At 58.5% G+C, this 18,970-nt stretch carries 16 protein-coding genes, 1 tRNA gene and 1 pseudogene; 8 read left to right on the forward strand and 10 right to left on the reverse strand.

The window, feature by feature from the left end:
• Together GM658_RS24525 and GM658_RS24530 are read left to right on the forward strand one after the other, a co-directional pair.
• Entirely contained in the window at positions 1 to 3,291 is a 3,291-nt protein-coding gene (locus GM658_RS24525; RefSeq protein WP_155456693.1) for an efflux RND transporter permease subunit, read from the forward strand.
• Entirely contained in the window at positions 3,288 to 4,673 is a 1,386-nt protein-coding gene (locus GM658_RS24530) for a TolC family protein (RefSeq protein WP_155456694.1), read from the forward strand. Before GM658_RS24525 ends, GM658_RS24530 begins: the two co-directional genes overlap by 4 nt.
• A gap of 344 nt (positions 4,674 to 5,017) precedes the next feature.
• Here GM658_RS24530 and GM658_RS24535 read toward each other — a convergent pair whose 3' ends face one another.
• Positions 5,018 to 5,602, reverse strand: a complete 585-nt coding sequence (locus tag GM658_RS24535; RefSeq protein ID WP_155456695.1) for a hypothetical protein — start codon at positions 5,600 to 5,602, stop codon at positions 5,018 to 5,020.
• Positions 5,603 to 6,175: 573 nt separating this feature from the next.
• Here GM658_RS24535 and GM658_RS24540 point away from each other — a divergent pair.
• Positions 6,176 to 7,027, forward strand: coding sequence for a transposase (locus tag GM658_RS24540; protein ID WP_155456696.1), 852 nt, complete (start codon positions 6,176 to 6,178; stop codon positions 7,025 to 7,027).
• A gap of 107 nt (positions 7,028 to 7,134) precedes the next feature.
• Here GM658_RS24540 and GM658_RS24545 read toward each other — a convergent pair.
• From GM658_RS24545 to cysS, 6 genes are all read right to left on the reverse strand, one after another.
• Positions 7,135 to 7,227 (reverse strand) — tRNA-Ser (locus tag GM658_RS24545).
• A 91-nt stretch (positions 7,228 to 7,318) separates the two neighbouring features.
• The gene (locus GM658_RS24550; protein ID WP_155456697.1) at positions 7,319 to 8,566 is read right to left on the reverse strand and encodes an aspartate kinase; all 1,248 of its coding nucleotides are present in this window, start codon (positions 8,564 to 8,566) and stop codon (positions 7,319 to 7,321) included.
• 134 nt (positions 8,567 to 8,700) lie between these two features.
• Positions 8,701 to 10,074, reverse strand: coding sequence for a tRNA lysidine(34) synthetase TilS (gene tilS / locus GM658_RS24555; protein WP_155456698.1), 1,374 nt, complete (start codon positions 10,072 to 10,074; stop codon positions 8,701 to 8,703).
• 126 nt (positions 10,075 to 10,200) lie between these two features.
• A complete protein-coding gene (locus GM658_RS24560) occupies positions 10,201 to 11,175 on the reverse strand; it encodes an acetyl-CoA carboxylase carboxyltransferase subunit alpha (protein WP_155456699.1) in 975 nt (324 codons plus the stop codon).
• A 67-nt stretch (positions 11,176 to 11,242) separates the two neighbouring features.
• Entirely contained in the window at positions 11,243 to 11,818 is a 576-nt protein-coding gene (locus tag GM658_RS24565; protein WP_371865258.1) for a DNA-3-methyladenine glycosylase family protein, read from the reverse strand.
• A 71-nt stretch (positions 11,819 to 11,889) separates the two neighbouring features.
• Positions 11,890 to 13,287, reverse strand: coding sequence for a cysteine--tRNA ligase (gene cysS / locus GM658_RS24570; RefSeq protein WP_155456701.1), 1,398 nt, complete (start codon positions 13,285 to 13,287; stop codon positions 11,890 to 11,892).
• 157 nt (positions 13,288 to 13,444) lie between these two features.
• On the opposite strand from cysS, the gene GM658_RS24575 reads away from it, so the two are divergent.
• Genes GM658_RS24575 through GM658_RS24585 form a run of 3 tightly spaced genes read left to right on the forward strand, consistent with a single transcriptional unit; the run spans position 13,445 to position 15,387 of the window.
• Positions 13,445 to 14,125 (forward strand): peptidylprolyl isomerase, encoded by a 681-nt coding sequence (locus GM658_RS24575; RefSeq protein WP_229417053.1) that lies wholly within the window; start codon positions 13,445 to 13,447, stop codon positions 14,123 to 14,125.
• Between the two features lie 31 nt (positions 14,126 to 14,156).
• Positions 14,157 to 14,648, forward strand: a complete 492-nt coding sequence (locus GM658_RS24580; RefSeq protein WP_155456703.1) for a peptidylprolyl isomerase — start codon at positions 14,157 to 14,159, stop codon at positions 14,646 to 14,648.
• Position 14,649: 1 nt separating this feature from the next.
• On the forward strand, positions 14,650 to 15,387 hold the full coding sequence (locus GM658_RS24585) for a UDP-2,3-diacylglucosamine diphosphatase (RefSeq protein ID WP_155456704.1): 738 nt from the start codon (positions 14,650 to 14,652) through the stop codon (positions 15,385 to 15,387).
• Here the strand turns inward: GM658_RS24585 and GM658_RS24590 are convergent.
• Genes GM658_RS24590 through GM658_RS24600 form a run of 3 tightly spaced genes read right to left on the reverse strand, consistent with a single transcriptional unit; the run spans position 15,384 to position 17,459 of the window.
• Positions 15,384 to 16,025 carry a DUF6928 family protein gene (locus tag GM658_RS24590; RefSeq protein WP_155456705.1) on the reverse strand — a complete coding sequence of 214 codons (642 nt, stop codon included), beginning with the start codon at positions 16,023 to 16,025 and terminating at the stop codon, positions 15,384 to 15,386. The genes GM658_RS24585 and GM658_RS24590 overlap by 4 nt on opposite strands.
• 2 nt (positions 16,026 to 16,027) lie before the next feature.
• Complete coding sequence (locus GM658_RS24595; RefSeq protein WP_155456706.1) at positions 16,028 to 16,492, reverse strand: hypothetical protein; 465 nt, start codon at positions 16,490 to 16,492, stop codon at positions 16,028 to 16,030.
• A 25-nt stretch (positions 16,493 to 16,517) separates the two neighbouring features.
• On the reverse strand, positions 16,518 to 17,459 hold the full coding sequence (locus GM658_RS24600) for a bifunctional helix-turn-helix transcriptional regulator/GNAT family N-acetyltransferase (protein ID WP_155456707.1): 942 nt from the start codon (positions 17,457 to 17,459) through the stop codon (positions 16,518 to 16,520).
• A gap of 107 nt (positions 17,460 to 17,566) precedes the next feature.
• Here GM658_RS24600 and GM658_RS24605 point away from each other — a divergent pair, with 107 nt between their 5' ends.
• Positions 17,567 to 17,950, forward strand: a complete 384-nt coding sequence (locus GM658_RS24605; protein WP_155456708.1) for a BlaI/MecI/CopY family transcriptional regulator — start codon at positions 17,567 to 17,569, stop codon at positions 17,948 to 17,950.
• A 20-nt stretch (positions 17,951 to 17,970) separates the two neighbouring features.
• Positions 17,971 to 18,852, forward strand: a pseudogene (locus GM658_RS29825) (M56 family metallopeptidase); the annotation flags it as partial.
• Positions 18,853 to 18,970 lie beyond the last annotated feature (118 nt).

Here is an 18,970-nt window from a genome sequence, read left to right on the forward strand (position 1 = left end):
ATGGACTTCTCCAAGCACTTTATCGAGCACCCTCGCCTTGCGACCGTCATTTCAATTTTCATTTTCCTGACGGGCTTGCTGGCAATCTTCCAATTGCCGATTTCCGAATATCCGGAAGTGGCGCCGCCCCAGATTGTGGTGCGCGCGCAGTTCCCCGGCGCGAATCCGCGTGTCATCTCGGAGACGGTTGCAGCGCCGCTTGAAGAACAGATCAACGGTCTGGAAAACGTGCTGTATTTCCAGAGCCAGGCTACCGCTGACGGCAGCTTGAGCATCACCGTCACGTTCAAGATTGGGACCGTGCCGGAACAGGCCGAAACAGCGGTACAGAACAGGATCAATCGCGCCCTTCCCCGCTTGCCCGACATCGTGCGCCAGATCGGCGTCACCACCGAGAAGCAGTCATCGAGCCTGACCATGGTGGTGCACATGGTCAGCCCGGACAACAGCCACGACACGCTATACCTGCGAAATTACGGGAACCTGTATGTACGGGATGAGCTGCTGCGTATTCCCGGCATGGGTACCGTGCTGTTCTTCGGCGGTGGAGATTATGCGATGCGCATCTGGATCGATCCGCAAAAACTGGCCGCGCGCAGCATGACTGCCGGGGATGTTATCCAGTCGATCCGTGAGCAGAACGCCCAGGTGGCGGCTGGCGTGGTCGGTTCCCCGCCAGCGGTCAACAATACCGAATTCCAGCTGGCAGTGAACGCGCAAGGCCGGCTCAATAAGGAGGAGGACTTCGCGAACATCATCGTCCGCAGCGACACGCGTACCGGAGCTCTCGTCCGGCTCAAGGACGTAGCCCGGGTCGAGATGAGTGCCAGTACTTTTGCCTTGCGCAGCCTGTTGAACAATAAGGACGCAGTGGCAATCGGTATCTTCCAGTCGCCAGGCTCCAATGCACTGGCCCTGTCCGAGAATGTCCGGTCGACGATGGCACGGCTGAAGCGTGACTTCCCACAGGGCGTCGATTTCGACATCGTCTACGACCCGACACGGTTTGTACAGACTTCCATTGAGAAGGTGGTGCATACCCTGATTGAAGCGGTGTTGCTGGTGGTGCTGGTGGTGATCATCTTCCTCCAGACCTGGCGCGCCTCGGTGATTCCACTGCTGGCAGTTCCTGTTTCCATTGTGGGCACATTCGGGCTGCTGCTTTTGCTGGGCTATTCGATCAATACACTGACCTTGTTCGGCCTGGTGCTGGCAATTGGTATTGTGGTCGACGATGCAATCGTGGTGGTGGAAAACGTCGAACGTAATATCGCAGACGGCCTGACGCCGCATGCGGCGACACATCAAGCCATGAGCGAGGTTAGCGGCCCGATTGTGGCGATTGCGCTGGTGTTATGCGCAGTGTTCATCCCATTGACTTTTGTGCCTGGCCTCTCCGGCCAGTTCTATCGACAGTTCGCCGTCACCATCGCCATTTCCACGGTGATTTCGGCCATCAACTCCCTGACCTTGTCACCGGCTTTGGCGGCACTCCTCCTGCGCCCGCACGATGCGCCAAAAGACACCGTGATGATCTGGATGGATAAGCTGTTCGGCCGCTTCTTCCATTGGTTTAACTGCTTCTTCCAGCGCCAAAGCAAGAGGTACAGCCGGGGGGTCGACGGTATCTTGAAGCGCAAGACCGCGGCGCTGATCGTTTATGGCGTTTTGCTGGCCCTGACTGCCCTGATGTTTGGTGCGATTCCAAGCGGTTTCGTGCCTTCGCCTGACAAGCAGTACCTGATTGGCGTCGCCCAGCTCCCCGCCGGCGCCACCCTGGACCGCACGGAAAAGGTGATCCGGGACATGAGCGATATCGCGCGCAAAGTGCCGGGCATCGAGAACTCCATTGGATTCCCGGGCCTGTCAATTGCCGGCTTTTCTGCCGCACCAAACGAAGGCATCGTCTTCCTGGGCCTGAAGCCGTTTGAGGAAAGAACGACTGCAGCGCTGTCGAAGGACGGCATTTTGCAGAAGGTGAACGGGGCCATGCAGCAGATACAAGGGGCCCGGATTTTCGTGGTGCCGCCACCTGCTGTCGACGGCCTGGGCGCTGCCGGCGGCTTCAAGGTGATGGTGCAGGACCGCACAAGCCAGGGCGAACAAGCGCTATACGGCAGCGTATGGGGCATCCTTGGGCCAATCTACGGCAATCAGAAATCGACCATCGCGACGCCCTACTCCACATACGACATCAACGTTCCGCAGCTCTTTGCCGATGTCGATCGCACCAAGGCAAAGCAGATGGGTGTGCCCTTGCAGTCCATTTACGATACGCTGCAAATCAACCTCGGCTCGCTGTATGTGAACGACTTTACGCGTTTTGGAAAGACCTATCAGGTGGTGGTGCAGGCGGATGCTCCCTATCGCGCCAATGCCGACAATATCGCTCGGCTTGAAACGCGCAACGATGCCGGACAGATGGTGCAGCTCGGCGCCCTGATGCAAATCAAACCCACCTTCGGACCGACCCGTGTGACGCGCTATAACGGCTTCCCCGCCGCTGATATCAATGGTGCGCCGAAGCCCGGATTCTCCAGCGGCCAGGCGGAGGCCGAGATTGAAAAGCTGGTTAAAGGCCTGCCGCGAGGCATGGGCTTTGAATGGACTGACCTTACCTACCAGGACCGATTGACGCGCGACATCACATTGCCCGGCGTCGGGGCCAAGATACCGACATTGGCTGCGGTGCTGCTCGTATCTGTCGTGCTGGTCGTGCTGGTACTGACAGCGCAGTACGAAAGCTGGAGTTTGCCGCTGGCGATTATCCTTATCGTTCCGATGTGTATTTTGTGCGCATTGTTCGGAGTCTGGCTGTCACACTGGCCGCCGTTCAAGCAGACCGGGGACCTGAATATATTTACGCAGGTCGCGCTCGTGGTGCTGGTCGGCCTGGCGTGCAAGAACGCCATCCTGATCGTTGAATTTGCCAAGGAGCTCGAAGAGCGTGGCAAGCCGATGCTTGAGGCGGTGCTCGAGGCCTGCCATTTGCGCCTGCGACCTATCCTGATGACGTCCATCGCCTTCTGCGCCGGGGTCATTCCGCTTATCCTGGGAAGTGGTGCAGGCAGCGAAATGCGTCGGGCGATGGGGATTGCCGTCTTCTCAGGCATGGTTGGCGTGACGTTCTTCGGCATCTTCCTCACGCCACTGTTCTACAGCATGGTACGCAAGAGCACCGAGAAGCGCCGTGAACATGCGGCCGAAGTGCGCCGTGCGGTTGATGCAGCCGCTCATCCCTTCCACGCCGGCGTCGACGACGCCGAAGTGCCGCCAAAGGGGAAATCATGAAACGCACCCTCTCACTCGCCGCAACGCTGGCACTTGCGGCGTGCTCACACGCCCCGCAAGTCGCGCGCTACCAGCCGCCTGCGCAGGCCAGCTTCGTCAACGCCCCCGAACAAACTGCCAATGACGAACCGGTAGCGGAGTTCTGGCAGCGATTTGAAGACGACCAGCTATCGTCCCTCATTCAACGGGCCTTGAAGGCAAACACCGACGTGCGAACCGCGGCGGCTAATCTTGCAGAATCCCGTGCCGTAGAACGCCTCGCGGATGCTGACCTGTGGCCGACGGTGAACCTCGGCGCCGGTGCTGCGCGCATCCGCGCAAAGGACGGTAATGGCGTTCCAAAGACGAATAACGCCTATTCCGTAGGGCTGGATGTGTTGTGGGAAGTGGATGTCTTCGGACGCCTGAGCGATGCTCGGCGTGCTGCCCAGGCCGGCGTATTGGCAGGCGAAGCGGGCTATCGAGCAGCCCAGCTCAGCGTCGCCGCCGAAGTCGCACGCAACTACTTCAATTTGCGTGGGCTGCAGGAACAATTGCGCGTCGCGGTGGCATCGCTGGAGACGCAGCGCGCGGCCCTGCAACTGGTCGAAGCGCGCGAAGGCGTTGGCCGCGGCACAGCCCTTGATACAGAGCGTGCCCGAGCCCTGGTCAATTCAACTGCCGCTTCCGTCCCTGCCTTCGAATCTGCCTTGGCCAGGGTACGCTATCGCCTGGCCGTGCTCTGCGGACTTCCACCAACTGGACTGGATGATGAACTGAAGCAAGCGCGCGCCCTGCCCGGTCTCAAGTCCTACAATCTTGGCGGCATCGGCACGCCGGAAAACCTGCTCCGGCGCCGCCCGGACGTGCAAGTCGCTGAAGCCCAACTTGCCGCAGCCTCGGCCAACGCAGGCGTAGCACGCAGCGCCTGGTTCCCAACCATTACCTTGGGTGGAACCCTTGGCCAAAACGCCTCACATATTGGCGATATTGGAAAAGGCTCGTCCTACGCGTATAACCTGGGCGCGCAACTCGCGTGGAACCTGCTCGACTTCGGCCGGATCCGGGCCAATATCGCCGCCTCGGACGCCCGCGCCGAGGCGGCAGCAGTGAATTACGAACGCGCGGTGCTGGCTGCCCTCGAAGAGACTGAAGGCGCGTTCGTCAACTACACCAAATCACAACAGCAAGCCGCCTTGCTTTACGACGCAGTCGTCGCATCGGAGCAGGCAGCTCACATCGCGCGGGAGAGGTTTGCCGTCGGCTCTACCGATTTCCTAGTCGTACTCGATGCCGAGCGCGAACTGCTTTCCGCGCGCGACCGGTTAGCGCAGGCGCAGGCAGGTGCGGCCAGCTCTTTGGTCCTAGTCTACAAAGCACTTGCTGGCGGTTGGGGTGGATAGACAAAAAAGCCGCCGCCATTCTCGGTCACCGCGGCTTCGTTGACTCTTATGGAACGACCAGGAGATAAATCTGGCGGGACGGTGGGATTTGAACACGATAGCTAACCCGTTGAATTCACAAGATGCCCGTGCACCGCAGCCCATGAGGAGCCCCAAAAAAAGCCCCGAAACTGAAACGCCGTGCGACCTCCTAGCTTGCATAAGAAGGCTACCGCAATTCGCTTCTTTGGAGCGCTCGCGGTATGACGCAGTTGACCGCTCGGAAATTGGCGCAGACGGCCAACCGTGTCAGGGTGACATTGTCACCTTCCGAAAACAGGCGCGAAACTATTAGCTCTTTCTCTTCAATTCCCTATGATTGTTATCAGAACCGGCGCCGAGACTAACGCCGGCATTTCAGAACTATATACGTTTAAACCGAGGCCCATCCGCTTTGGAAGTGAGCTTCGATACTCCACTATCAGGTCATATTTCTGCCCAAGGTGTAATTCGTAATCCCTCAAAGAAATACTAATTTTTTCATCCAAATATTTGCGTGGACCAATCTTTACGAAATCCTTAGCCGATGCTGGGGGAGGAGATAAGCTGGCTACGAAATTTGAATCAATCTTGCGACCACTGCTATGTTCTCTAAGAATTACGTTTATCTCATTTGAAAAATCCCCCTTTGCCGGAAAATAGATATCTGCAGACGACACATTCTGCAACGTTATTTGCAAATCGATATCATCATGAAGATTGTACTGCCGAGATAAAATATTCAAAGATATCTTTAATGGAGAATTTCCTGATTCAGTGATACCCTGTCCAACGTCGTTCCTGGCACATGAATGCTTTACAAAACCTAGCATCAAAACAATACCGAACAAGAAAGCGAGTATACAGCCGCCGGAATCTCGGCGACGGCAAAAAATAGTTATGCGCTCCACACTTTCTCCCTATCAGTATTCATGAGTATTATACAGAGTATGAGTATCGCTCTTCAGATAGTCAATTTGATGCTGCGTCAATCCAAACTTTTTGCCAACATTAATTTGAAACTTATTCGCCTCCCCTTCCATTGCTGGAGCGGACAACTCGTTATAAAAATAACCCAATCTTCTTTGCTCCATGTGAAAAGAGTCATGCCCTATTACCGAAGCTAGCCAAACTGTCGTCCCATTAAGTATATAGCTGGATCGAAGATGAAAAACGCCGGTATCGAGATTTATGCCAGTTCGACGACTATCTGAAACACTAAATCCAGAGATCTCGCGAATTATTCGTCTTTCCTCTTTCGACAATACCCCAGCATGATCATTTACCACGTTAATTGCAGAATCCAACACTCAGCTGTGAGACCCGCTCCAGGCTATTGGAAGCGGAACCAGTGCAGGTCTGTCATTTGGACAGAAAGCACGCACCATTGAGATTTCTCAAAATCACTTCAAAAACTTCAAACATTCCATCGCAGATTGCGTCATCGCAATTATGCCCGAGTTCATTCGAAATACACTCGAGCCATGAATCGACCTCTGCGTATTGAACTAGATAATTCGCTCTATCACATCACGGCACGCGGCGATAGGCAGGACAAGATATTTCGCTCTGACAATGACCGACTCACTTGGCTCTCGCTACTTGGCGAAACCTGCGAGCGCTTCAACTTCTCCGTTCGCTCGTACTGCCAAATGACCAATCACTTCCACATCTTGCTTGAAACCGCAAATGGGGAGCTCGGACGGGGCATGTGCCATCTCAATGGAAAATATTCACGATATTTCAACCGCACCCATGGCTTAGTTGGACATGTGTTCCAAGGGCGCTACAAAGCAATTCTTTGTCAGACCGAACTGTATCAACATGAGCTTTCGCGATACATCGAGCTCAACCCTGTGCGCGCCAAAATCGTCGCGCACCCAGTCGATTGGCCCTGGAGCAGTTATGCCGCAAAAATGGGCTTGGTGGACTCACCTATCTGGCTTCGTTCCGATGAAATATTGGCCCAGTTTGGAGGCGACCGAAGCTCGGCCATGGATGCTTATCAACAGTTCGTTTTGGCAGGACTAGGAGGCAAAAGTCCACTTGCGAACGTATCAAACCACCTTATTTTGGGCGACGAAATTTTTCAGGCAAGTATTATCGGGCAGCCCATCGATGGGAATCCGTTGGAAGTCGTGAGGGCCCAACGGCGTGCCGTTGCACGCCCGTTGAAGGATTACTTTTCTGAGTATCGCAATCCGAAGGAAGCTATGGCTCGCGCCTATTCGTCCTTGGCTTACTCAATGCCAGAAATTGCCCAACATGCCGGGGTCTCCGTAAAGACGGTCAGTCGGGCGATTGCCCAGTTTGAGAGTCTGAAGAAAGTGCATTGAGAAAAATCAAAAGTGCGCGCTGCCTGTCCAAATGACAGACCTGGCACCGACTGTTGGCCGCTGGAAAACAAAAAGCCCCGAACTAGTCGGGGCTGTTTGCTTGAATCTGGCGGAGACGGTGGGATTCGAACCCACGATACAGGTTTTGCCCGTATGCTTCCTTAGCAGGGAAGTGCCTTCGGCCACTCGGCCACGTCTCCTCGTTGATCTGTTACTGCGTCAACGCGACCGCTATATTAATGACCGTTCCTACCTTGGTCAAGGCAATCCAGCAGTTTTTTTAGGAAATATTTACTCTTTTTCCAGTTCGAACGCTTTGTGTAGCGCGCGCACGGCCAGCTCCATGTATTTCTCGTCGATCAGGACGGAAATCTTGATCTCGGAGGTGGAGATCATCATGATGTTGATGCCTTCGTCGGCCAGGGTCTGGAACATCTTCGATGCGACGCCCACGTGCGAACGCATGCCTACGCCGACCACCGAAATCTTCGACACTTTGGCGTCGCCCACCAGGGTGTGGTGGCCAATCTCGCCCTTCTCGTTGTGCAGCACGTCCAGCGCCTTCTGGTAGTCGTTGCGCGACACGGTGAAGGTGAAGTCGGTCTTGCCGTCGACGGCCTGGTTCTGGATGATCATGTCGACTTCAACGTTGGCGTCGGCGATCGGGCCCAGGATGTGGAATGCTACGCCTGGACGGTCTGGCACGCCCAGTACGGTGATTTTGGCTTCGTCGCGGTTGAAGGCGATGCCGGAGATGACTGCTTGTTCCATGTTTTGGTCTTCCTCAAACGAAATCAGGGTGCCCGAAGTGGCTTCTTCTTGCAGATCCATCAGCGGATCGGTCAGCGAGGACAGCACGCGGGTCGGTACGCGGTAGTTGCCGGCGAATTCCACCGAGCGGGTTTGCAGCACTTTGGAGCCCAGCGAAGCCAGTTCCAGCATTTCTTCAAACGTGATCGCTTTCAGGCGGCGGGCTTCGGAAACCACGCGCGGGTCGGTGGTGTAGACGCCGTCGACGTCGGTGTAGATCAGGCATTCGTCAGCCTTCAGCGCGGCGGCGATCGCCACGGCCGAAGTGTCGGAACCGCCGCGACCCAGGGTGGCGATGTTGTCGTTCTCGTCCACGCCCTGGAAGCCGGTGATGATCACGATGCGGCCCTTCTCCAGGTCTTCGCGCACGCGGCCGTCTTCGATCGACTGGATGCGGGCTTTGGTGAAGGCGGAGTCGGTCTTAATCGCTACTTGCCAGCCGGTGTAGGAAATGGCGTCCTTGCCAATGGCTTGCAGCGCCATCGACAGCAGGCCCACGGAGACTTGTTCGCCGGTGGAGGCGATCATGTCCAGTTCACGTGGGTCTGGCGGGTTCTGGATTTCCTTGGCCAGGGCAATCAGTCGGTTGGTCTCGCCGGACATTGCCGACGGTACCACTACGATCTGGTGTCCCGCATCGTGCCATTTGGCGACGCGACGCGCGACGTTCTTGATGCGTTCCGTCGAGCCCATCGACGTACCGCCGTATTTGTGAACGATTAAAGCCATGCTGATTTCCGCATTGATGTGATAAAGGGAGCCCTTTACTCTACATGCTGCGATGCAAAATCTCAAGTCAAAAAGTTCATACCCTCATACCTATTTGGCATAAGTTCATATGTCTAGACAGGTGTCGGCAAAAATTATTTGGTTTCCCAGCGAAACACCAAACGATGCTCTGGACTGGAGCTCAATTTATGACAATCCATGCCGACACCGGCTGCATAGAGAATATGGCCGGGGATGGATACCATCGGCAGGCGCTCGCGCTCCCAGGCCGGGATGCCAAGGGTCTGGTAATGCTGCTTGAGGGTGCGCGTGGGGCGGTTGCGTGCGGGCTTGAGCTTTTCGCCACCTTTGCGCAGCTCGATCGTGAGCATTTGCTGGCGCAGCCAGTCGGGGTCGAGGCCTAGCGGCGCCAGTTCAAAGTGCAGCGTGCCGCCGAATTCGGGGAAGTCGATACTGCCCTCCCCGTTCCAGCGGAAATGCTTTTGCTGCTCGGCGTCGGCTTCGGGCTTGCGCGGCACGAGGTAGAGGCGGTCGCGGTGGCGGCGCACCTCGCAGTCGGGGTGCGTGACTTTGAGGTTGGCATCGTCGCGGGCCGTCAGGGCCTGCTCCTGCATTTCGGCCAGCCAGCTGGCGGATGGCAGGCGGATGCCGCGTTCGGCGAACCAGTGGCGCAGGAGGTTGGAAACGCGGTCGGCGCTCAGGGTGCGTACGCGTGCGAGATCGAGGCTGGCTGCCGGATCGGCGCCTGCGCCAACCGTTGCCGCGGCCCGGGGATCGGTGCCGGCGGGCGCAATGCAGGCGCGCAGGTCTTCGGCGGCTTGCTCGGTCAGCAGGCGCTGGGCGGATTGGGCGTGGCGCGCGCTGCGGGCGAAGCGTTCCTGGTAACCGGGGAAGGCTTCGGCCAGGCGCGGCATCACGTCGTGGCGCAGGGCGTTGCGGGCGTAGCGGGTGTCGGCGTTGGATTCGTCTTCGATGTGGGCGATGGCGTTTTCGCGCACGTATGCTTCGAGGTCGGCGCGGCTGGCTTGCAGCAGCGGGCGCGCCAGCAGCACGTCCGGGGTGCCGAGCAGCGTTGGGGCGCGGTTGAAGGCGTCCATGCCGGACATCCCGGCGGGGCCGGCGCCGCGCAGCAGCTGCAGCAGGATGGTTTCGGCCTGGTCGTCCAGGTGGTGGGCGGTCAGGAGCAGGTGTACTTTGTGCTCGATGCATAGCTCGCCGAGGGCGGCGTAGCGGGCTTTGCGGGCGGACGCTTCGCTGCGGCTGTCCAGGATGACGCGGCGGGCGGCGAAGGTGATGCCTTTGCGTTCGCACTCTTTACGGCAGTGGGACTCCCAGGCGTCGGCGTTGGGGCTCAGGCCGTGGTGGATGTGGAAGGCGTAGAGCTTGCGGCCGCTTTCGGCTGCGAGGTGCAGCAAGGCGGTGCTGTCGAGGCCTCCGCTGTAGGCGATGGCGATCGGGCCGGGCGGGAGCTGGACGAGGGAGTGCTGGAGGATTTCTTGGGCGCGCATACGTTCTTAAACCCGGTAGATCAGGGTCAGACCCAAGGGTCTGACCCGACCGGCGGCGGCCGCGTGATGAGGGTCTGACGGGGACGCCGAGTCCCTTGGGTCTGACCCAGGTTTACCGGGTTCTATTTATTCGGAAGCAGTGGTCTCTTTGAACTTGCCGTAGCTCATCAGCTTTTCGTGACGGGCAGCCAGCAGGTCCTTGGTCTTCACGCCCTGGAACTGGCGCAGCGAATCAGCCAGCGCGCGCTTCAGCATCTTGGCCATTTCCTTTGGATCGCGGTGGGCGCCGCCCAGCGGTTCATTGATGATCTTGTCGACCAGGCCCATCGCCTTCAGGCGGTGCGCCGTCAGGCCCAGTGCTTCAGCCGCATCGGATGCGCGCTCGGAAGTCTTCCACAGGATCGATGCGCAGCCTTCAGGCGAAATCACCGAATAAGTTGCGTATTGCAGCATCAGCACGGAGTCGCCCACGGCAATCGCCAGTGCGCCGCCGGAGCCGCCTTCGCCGATGATGGTGGCGATCAGCGGCACTTTCAGTTCCGCCATCACGTACAGATTGTGGCCGATCGCTTCCGACTGGCCGCGCTCTTCCGCGTCGATGCCAGGGAATGCACCCGGGGTGTCAACGAAGGTGAAGATAGGCAGGTTGAACTTTTCGGCCAGCTTCATCAGGCGCATGGCCTTGCGGTAGCCTTCCGGCTTCGGCATGCCGAAGTTGCGCATGGCGCGCTCTTTGGTGTCGCGGCCCTTCTGGTGGCCGATCACCATGCATGGCTGGCCGTTGAAACGGGCAAAGCCGCCGACGATGGACTGGTCGTCCGCGTAGGCGCGGTCGCCGTGCAGTTCGTGGAAGTCGGTGAAGATTTCGTTCACGTAGTCCATAGTGTATGGACGTTGTGGGTGGCGGGCGATTTGGGAAACTTGCCAAGGAGTCAACTTGGCGTAAATATCTTTGGTCAGCTGTTGGCTCTTCTTGGCCAGGCGGTCGATTTCTTCGGAAATGTCGACGGCCGAGTCGTCTTGTACGAAACGCAGCTCTTCAATCTTGGAATCCAGTTCCGCGATAGGTTGCTCAAAATTGAGGAAAGTCGTTTTAATCATTGTACCTCCAAGGTGTTTTTTGCTTCATCGACAACCTTGCTTTTGGCGGTGCCGATGAGATTTTGCGCTATTTTACCGGAACCGGATCCAGGCTACGCCATAAATACCAGGTGGCGACCGTCCGGAAGGGTTCCCAGTTGGCCGAAACCTCGCGCGCATCGCTGCGCGACACGGGTTCCCCGGAAAAATAATTCTGGCTGATCCCACTGATCAGCCGGCTGTCGTCAAGCGGCAGCACGTTGGGTCGGAGCAGATTAAATATCAAAAACATCTCCGCTGTCCAGCGAGTAATGCCGCGGATCTGAACCAGTTCGGAAATGACTGCTTCGTCGTCCATCTGCGCCCATTGGGCGGCGTGGACCTTCTTGTTTTTGAAATGGTCGGCCAGATCCAGGATGTATTCGGCCTTGCGTTTGGACAGGCCGCAGCCCGCCAAAGCGGGGGCGCCGGCTTTTTGCACCGCGGCCGGGGTGAATTTTGGGCAGGTCTCCAGCAGCTTGGCCCACGCCGCATTGGCGACCTGGGTCGTGACCTGCTGGTTGACGATGGCGCGTGCCAGGGTGATGAACGGGTCGTCGTGGCCGACCAGGTGCAGGTCGCCGAATTGGGGAATCAGGCGGTTCATGATGCGGTCGCGCTTCATGAGCTCTGCCTTGGCTTCTTCCCAATACGGTGGCACCGGGGCCATTTCCCCGTTTTCCCTGGTTAGGACCATTACGCGCGGCGCCAGTTCGTGGTGCCGTCAGGCTTGTCTTCGAGGACGATGCCGGCTGCCAGCAAGTCGGCGCGGACCTTGTCGGCGGTGGCGAAGTCGCGCGATTTCTTGGCTGCGGCGCGGGTGGCGATGGCGGCTTCGATTGCCGCTTCATCCATGCCCTCGCCTGCTGCGCCTTGCGGGGCGGCCTTGCGGTATTCCTCGGGGCTGCGTTCCAGCAGGCCCAGGACGGCGGCCAGGCCTTTCAGCTGGCGCACGGCGACCGGCGACTTGGTCTTGTTGATTTCGGATGCCAGGTCGAACAAGACCGAGACGGCGATAGGGGTGTTGAAATCGTCATCCATCGCTTCGGCGAAGCGCTTGGCGTTGTCTTCATTCCAGTCCAGCGGCTGGCCGTCGCCTTCCACGCCATCCAGTGCGGTGTACAGGCGGTTCAGCGCGCCGCGCGCATCGTCCAGGTGCACGTCCGAGTAGTTCAATGGGCTACGGTAGTGGGCGCGCAGGATGAAGAAGCGCACGACTTCGGCGTCGAACTGCTTCAGCACTTCGCGGATGGTGAAGAAATTGCCCAGCGACTTGGACATCTTCTCGCCGTCCACGCGCACAAAGCCGTTGTGGATCCAGTAATTGGCCAGAGTCTTGCCGGATGCGCCTTCCGACTGGGCGATTTCGTTTTCGTGGTGCGGGAATTGCAGGTCCGCGCCGCCGCCGTGAATGTCGAAGGTCTCGCCCAGCAAAGCGCAGGACATGGCGGAGCACTCGATGTGCCAGCCAGGGCGGCCCTTACCCCACTTGGAATCCCACTTCACTTCTTCCGGCTCGGATTCCTTGGCGGACTTCCACAGCACGAAGTCGAGCGGATCGCGCTTGCCGGTGTTGACGTCCACGCGCTCGCCGGCGCGCAGGTCGTCCAGCGATTTGCCGGACAGCTTGCCGTAGCCTTCGAACTGGCGCACGGCGTAGTTAACGTCGCCGTCGGCGGCCTTGTAGGCCAGGTCCTTGGCTTCCAGCTTCTCGATAATGCCCAGCATTTGCGGCACGTACTGGGTCGCTTTCGGCACGTCGGTCGGCTCGAGGATGCCTAGGGCGGCGCAATCCTCTTCCATATATTTGATGAAGCGGCCGGTCAGTTGGCCGATCGTTTCATTGTTCTCGACCGCGCGCTTGATGATCTTGTCGTCGATGTCCGTGATATTGCGCGCGTAGCGCACGTCGTAGCCCGATGCCTTCAGCCAGCGGTAGATGACGTCGAACGCCATCAACATGCGGCCGTGGCCCACGTGGCAGTAGTCGTAGACGGTCATGCCACAGACATACATCCGGACCTTGCCCGCATCAATGGGTTTGAACGACTGCTTTTCGCGCGCCAGCGTGTTGTAAATCTTTAAATTGCTCATCGGACTAGAAGTAAACGGGGCTCGGGTGCGAAACACCTGGGGCGTCGCACCAAAAGCTCGGCATTGTTACAGGGGATTTGTCTACCCTTTGTTATAGTTCTATTTTGTTAGAATGGAACGTCTGCCGAAGTATAGCACTGAAAAAAAGGAAACCAGAATGCAGAAGAAATGGACCGCCCTGCTCGCCGGCCTGCTGATTGCCGGTGCCGCAGCCGCTGCCGAGAACCCGCAAGTATCGATCAAGACCAACCTGGGCGAGATCATCGTAGAGCTGAACCAGGAAAAGGCGCCGATCTCCACCGCCAACTTCCTGGCCTATGTAAAAAGCGACTTCTATAAGGACACCATTTTCCACCGCGTGATCAATGGCTTCATGGTGCAGGGCGGCGGCTATACGGTCGACCTGAAATCCAAACAGCCGCTGCGCCCGACCATCAAGAGCGAAGAAAAGAACGGCCTGTCCAACGTGGCCTACTCCCTCGCCATGGCGCGCATGGACAATCCGGACTCCGCCCAGTCGCAATGGTTCATCAACGTGGTGGACAACATCGGCCTCGATTATCCGAACGCCAAGGGCCATGGCTACACCGTGTTCGGTAAGGTCATCCAGGGCAAGGAGACCGTCGACAAGATCAAAGTACTGCTGGTGGACGACAAGCCTGGCTTCCAGAACGTGCCCGTTCATCCGGTTGTGATCAAATCGGCCACGGTGCTCAAGAAGCGCATCGTGGTGCCGGAGCCGGTACCGCCAGCCCCTGTCGTGGAGCCCGCACCTGCTCCCGAACCAGCCCCGGTACAGGAGCCCGCTCCTGCCCAGCAGCCGGAACCTGTAAAATAACGCTTTTTTAGAAACACAAAAGGACAACAAGATGACCACCATCACCATTACCACCAACAAAGGCACCATCGTTGCCGAGCTGGACGCAGAGAAGGCGCCTAAGACCGTCGAGAATTTCCTGCACTACGTGAACGCTGGCCACTACAACAACACGATCTTCCACCGCGTGATCGATGGTTTCATGATCCAGGGCGGCGGTTTCGAGCCAGGCATGAAGCAGAAGCCAGCCGACAAGACCGTGGAAAACGAAGCCAAGAACGGCCTGAAAAACGAGCCATACACCCTGGCCATGGCACGCACCTCGGCTCCTCACTCCGCATCGGCCCAGTTCTTCATCAACGTGAAGAACAACTCCTTCCTGGACTACCCAGGCCAGGACGGCTGGGGCTACGCCGTATTCGGCAAAGTCACCCAGGGCACCGAAGTCGTGGACGCGATCAAGGGCGTGAAGACCACCCGTTCCGGCATGTTCGCTGACGTTCCAGCGGAAGACGTCATCATCGAATCGATCGTAGCGGCCTAAATTGATCCTTTTCGTATCAGACCTGCATTTGCAACCGGCGCGGCCGGTGCTGACGGAAGCGTTCCTGCGCTTCCTCGACGAATATGCGCTGGGCGCAAAGCAGCTCTACCTGCTGGGCGATATCTTTGAATATTGGTTGGGCGACGACGCCATGTCGGAGCCCTTCAACCAGCAGATCCTGTCCGCCCTGCGCCGCGTCAGCGACGCGGGCGTGCAGTTGTTCTGGATCGCGGGCAACCGCGACTTCCTGGTCGGCGAACAATTCGCCGCCGCAGCGGGCATGACCCTGCTGCCGGAAACCTGGGTGATCGACGCCTACGGCCAGCGCATCGTGCTGCTCCATGGCGATGCCCAGTGCACCAAAGACGTGAAATACATGGCCTTCCGCGCGCAGGCGCGCAACCCGGCATGGCAGCAGCAGCTTCTGTCCCTGCCGCTGGAGCAGCGCAAGCAGATCGCTGCCGGCATGCGCGAGCAGAGCAAGGCGGGCCACGCCGAAAAGTCCTACGAAATCATGGATGTGACACCGGAGGCGATCGCCGACGTGTTCAAGGAAACCGGCACGTCCATCATGATCCACGGCCATACCCACCGCCCTGCACTGCATGAGGTAGACGGCACCCGCCGCTACGTGCTGCCGGACTGGGAACCGGAATCCTCGCCTCCACGCGGCGGCTGGATCTCCATCGGCGAAGACGGCGCCATCGTTCGCCACGCACTTGACGGCACCATGCTCTAAAAGAGCTTCCACCATGGCTTTTTCGTGAAAGCCATGAGTGGGATTGTGTCGGGGTCCAGCATTTCCCCTTCGTTGTAGCCTTCCAGCTGGTAGCCAAACAATTCGCCCAGCGCGGCCTCCCCCATTTCGAGCGGATGGAAGGGCAGCGGGTATTCGTCAGTGTCCTCTTCCGGATCGACAGCGGGGCGCTCGCCATTCCAGAAGGGCGTCTCGAACGCGCGCCGCGCTCCGAGGTCTTGAATGACGCCGCTTTCAGGCGATACGCTCAGTGAGCGCAGCCACCCCCCATCCTTCCATACCCCGTATGCAAACCAGTCCACCACGCTATGCATCAAGTGCATGTAGACCATACGGCCTTGCGCAAATTCGAGGAAACGCTTGTCGGTCTGCGTGGGATAATCGATCGCTAGTTCGCCAGCCGCGATGATCGTAAGGCCGGGGAAGCAGGCTGCCAGCACCTTGCCGTCACGTGGGCAGGCGTTGGCCAGGCTCTCATCTTCCGCCGCGATATAGCGGTCTGTGGGGAATAGCTGCCGCACCATCGCTGCGCTGGCTTCCCGGTCGAGCTTCGGTCCCGAACGCAGGATTTCTGCCGGGTCGCCTTCGGCATACATCATCAGCCAAGTCTTCGCGCCCATGCTTAACCCTTGTGTACCCATTTGAATAAACTGCCGCGGCGGTATAGCCTCCACAGCGTTACGCAGCTGATACCGAAAAGTAGCATCCAACAGCCGGTGGCGATGATGCCGCCGATCTCCGCCCGGGTCGAGAACACGAATACCCAGCAATACAGAAAATAAGCCGAGACAAAAGAGGCGAAGAAGCAGATGGCTGCCTGGAGCCTGTCTTTAAGCGCCAGGCAAATGGCCGGCACAAAGAATACGTTGAGAACAGCGAACAAAGCGGAAAGCCCACCAGCTTCGTTTGCCTTGACGTCGTTCCACGCTGCACCCGCCAGTTCATAGGCATACAAATGGGTTTCCTTCACCGCGTTTTCGGCGCCGATTTCTGCTTTGGTCGTGCAGCGGGAAAGCGGCAGCACAAAACAGACCAGCAACAGAATGGCCGCCACCTTTTTGATAAGAGTTAATGTCTTTGCATTCATGGTAAAGATATTAACATCGCAACGGTTAGTTCAGGTCAAGCATCCAGGTCTCATTGACCATATCCTTGCCGAATGCGTGGACTGGCTCACTGGCCACAAGTGCGTAACCTTTGCTCTGATAGATCTTCCGCGCTTCCGTCTGCAGATTCGTGGTCCACAGCTGCATTTTGCGGTAGCCCGCAGCACGCGCGAAGCGATGGCATTCGTCGACCAGGCTGGAACCAAGGCCACAACCTCTCGCGCGGTCTTCCACCAGGAGGAGACGAAGCTTGGCAACGCCCTCTTCCCCGCTCTTGGCAACCGCGATCGAACCAACCCGCTCGCCGCCCATTTCAGCGATCCAGCACCGTTCCAGCGCCGGATCGAAATCGCGCTCGAAATCGGCGCAGATCTGCGCAACCAGCGCTTCGAAGCTGCGATCCCAGCCCAATTGCTCGCAGTAGAACGCACCATGGCGCCGGGTAATCCACGCCATGTCGCCTTCGCCGTGTTTACGCAGGACGAAAGGCTGCGCGAATTTCATCCCGGCCTGCTTCCCGATCAATTCGCGTATCGTCGCCATCGCATCAAGCAAACGAAGTTGATCTGCTTCGCCAAGGCGTGAAAGCATCTCCCCCACCTCTTCACGCGAAGAACGGTCGAGAGGTTCATACACTTCGCGTCCATGCGCCGTCAGTTGCAGGCTCTTGGAGCGGCCGTCGGTGGCGGACGGTACTTTCTTCAGTAATCCGTCATTCTCAAATTTGGACACGATGCGGCTAAGGTAGCCGCGGTCCAGCCCAAGGTCCCGGCACAATGCGCTCGAGGCTTGCTCACCATGGTGGGCAAGTTCGTAAAGCACGCGCGTCTCGGTCAGAGTGAAGGCGCTATGCAGCAGGCCCTCACGCAGCACGCCAATCTGGCGCGTGAAAAAACGGTTGAACGAGCGGACTGCCGCAATGCGGTCATTCAGGATTGGATTATTCATGGAACCAGTCTAGGATTATTTGTTGACTGAGTCAACAATCAAACCCTTGACGACATTGTGACAGTTGTCACATACTCTCGCCATTCGTCACAAGATTCTTTTCCACCATGGCCATTCCATCGACTCCCGAACTCTGCGTACTGAAAGCCTTGTGGCGCCAAGCGCCTTTGAGTGCGCGTGAAATCCACGAGGCGGTCGAGGATGAACTGGCATGGTCATTTTCTTCCACGCGCAAGACCGTGGAACGCATGATGGAAAAGCAGATGGTCGCGCAGCATGTGCGCCATGGCGTGCAGGTATATGAGGCGCTGCTCGACAAGGTCGAGACGCTGGCTGCGTACGCGCACGATTTCGGTACCCGCATCATGGAGCTTGATACGCCGCTGCCGGTGAATATGTTCGCTGGCAGTAAGCTGGTAGATGCAAGCGAACTGGCACAGCTTGAGCAAATGCTGTCCGATTGGCCCGACGAGGATGACGACGCAAAATGAACGATTTCGATCTGCTGTTGATGCGCTTCCTGATTGCGAGCCTGGGCTGCTGTGCCGCCGGCTTCAGCGTTTGGGCCTTGAGCTCCCTTCTGCGGCGCTATCTGCCAGCGCTGGCAGCACAGCGCTCATTGTGGCTGCTCGGCCAGCTCACAGTGCTGGCGACGTTCGCACTGATCCTGCTGCCGCATAGCGAGCGTGTGCGCCTGATACCACCATTGGAAGCAGCGACTGAAACCGTGACGCAGTACATTGCGCCACCCAAGGCTCCAGCACTGCCAACAACTACCGCCGAAGAAGCCCGCCAGGCCGGCGAATCCGCCGATGCACGCGCTTGGCAGCTGAGCGTCGCGCAGGCATGGCTGTGCGTGTACTTGATTGGCCTCGCATGGTCGATCTGCAGCGTGTGGCGCGCGCAGCTGATGCTGAATCGTCTGGCGCAAACAGGCACGGGTGCCTGCGCAACTGAAGGCATGAAGGCCAACGATGCGTCCGGCATGCGCGCCGCAGTCATTGAGGTGGACGCGCCAATTTCTCCGATGCTGCTTGGCCTGTTCCGCCCTCGCCTGCTGTTGCCGCGCCATCTTGGCGGTTTCGACAAGCTGCAGCGCGAGATGATCCTAGAGCACGAGCTGACCCACCTGCGCCGCCACGACCTGCAATGGATGGCCGCCGGCATGCTGCTGCAGACGCTGTTGTGGTTCAATCCCTTCATGCGCCTGCTGCGTGCAAACCTGTGCTGGGCGCAGGAGCTTGGCTGCGACCGCGACGTGCTGCGCGGCCGCCCTGCATCGCAGCGCAAGGCATACGCCGCCGCACTGGTGGCGCAGCTCAAGCTGCAACACCTTGCGCCACAAGGTGCGCTTTCCTTCGGCAGCATCGATCCGAACACGCTGACCGAGCGCGTGTCATTGATCCGCTCACCAGGCGACGCGCGGCGCGCCATCTGGGCGCGCGCCGCAACCGCGGCCGCGCTGGCCGCCATCGCCATCGGCAACTTCGCGTTGCAGCCGGCGCTGGCAT

This window comes from Massilia eburnea (assembly GCF_009720745.1).
In the GTDB taxonomy this organism is placed as follows: Bacteria; Pseudomonadota; Gammaproteobacteria; order Burkholderiales; family Burkholderiaceae_D; genus Rugamonas; species Rugamonas eburnea.

What these genes read in the sequence shown, in the direction of transcription:
- GM658_RS24525 (WP_155456693.1), top strand. Translation starts at nt 1, where the DNA reads ATGGACTTCTCCAAGCACTTTATCGAGCACCCTCGCCTTGCGACCGTC.
- GM658_RS24530 (WP_155456694.1), top strand. Translation starts at nt 3,288, where the DNA reads ATGAAACGCACCCTCTCACTCGCCGCAACGCTGGCACTTGCGGCGTGC.
- GM658_RS24540 (WP_155456696.1), top strand. Translation starts at nt 6,176, where the DNA reads ATGAATCGACCTCTGCGTATTGAACTAGATAATTCGCTCTATCACATC.
- GM658_RS24550 (WP_155456697.1), bottom strand. Translation starts at nt 8,566, where the DNA reads ATGGCTTTAATCGTTCACAAATACGGCGGTACGTCGATGGGCTCGACG.
- tilS (WP_155456698.1), bottom strand. Translation starts at nt 10,074, where the DNA reads ATGCGCGCCCAAGAAATCCTCCAGCACTCCCTCGTCCAGCTCCCGCCC.
- GM658_RS24560 (WP_155456699.1), bottom strand. Translation starts at nt 11,175, where the DNA reads ATGATTAAAACGACTTTCCTCAATTTTGAGCAACCTATCGCGGAACTG.
- GM658_RS24565 (WP_371865258.1), bottom strand. Translation starts at nt 11,818, where the DNA reads ATGAAGCGCGACCGCATCATGAACCGCCTGATTCCCCAATTCGGCGAC.
- cysS (WP_155456701.1), bottom strand. Translation starts at nt 13,287, where the DNA reads ATGAGCAATTTAAAGATTTACAACACGCTGGCGCGCGAAAAGCAGTCG.
- GM658_RS24575 (WP_229417053.1), top strand. Translation starts at nt 13,445, where the DNA reads ATGCAGAAGAAATGGACCGCCCTGCTCGCCGGCCTGCTGATTGCCGGT.
- GM658_RS24580 (WP_155456703.1), top strand. Translation starts at nt 14,157, where the DNA reads ATGACCACCATCACCATTACCACCAACAAAGGCACCATCGTTGCCGAG.
- GM658_RS24590 (WP_155456705.1), bottom strand. Translation starts at nt 16,025, where the DNA reads ATGGGCGCGAAGACTTGGCTGATGATGTATGCCGAAGGCGACCCGGCA.
- GM658_RS24595 (WP_155456706.1), bottom strand. Translation starts at nt 16,492, where the DNA reads ATGAATGCAAAGACATTAACTCTTATCAAAAAGGTGGCGGCCATTCTG.
- GM658_RS24600 (WP_155456707.1), bottom strand. Translation starts at nt 17,459, where the DNA reads ATGAATAATCCAATCCTGAATGACCGCATTGCGGCAGTCCGCTCGTTC.
- GM658_RS24605 (WP_155456708.1), top strand. Translation starts at nt 17,567, where the DNA reads ATGGCCATTCCATCGACTCCCGAACTCTGCGTACTGAAAGCCTTGTGG.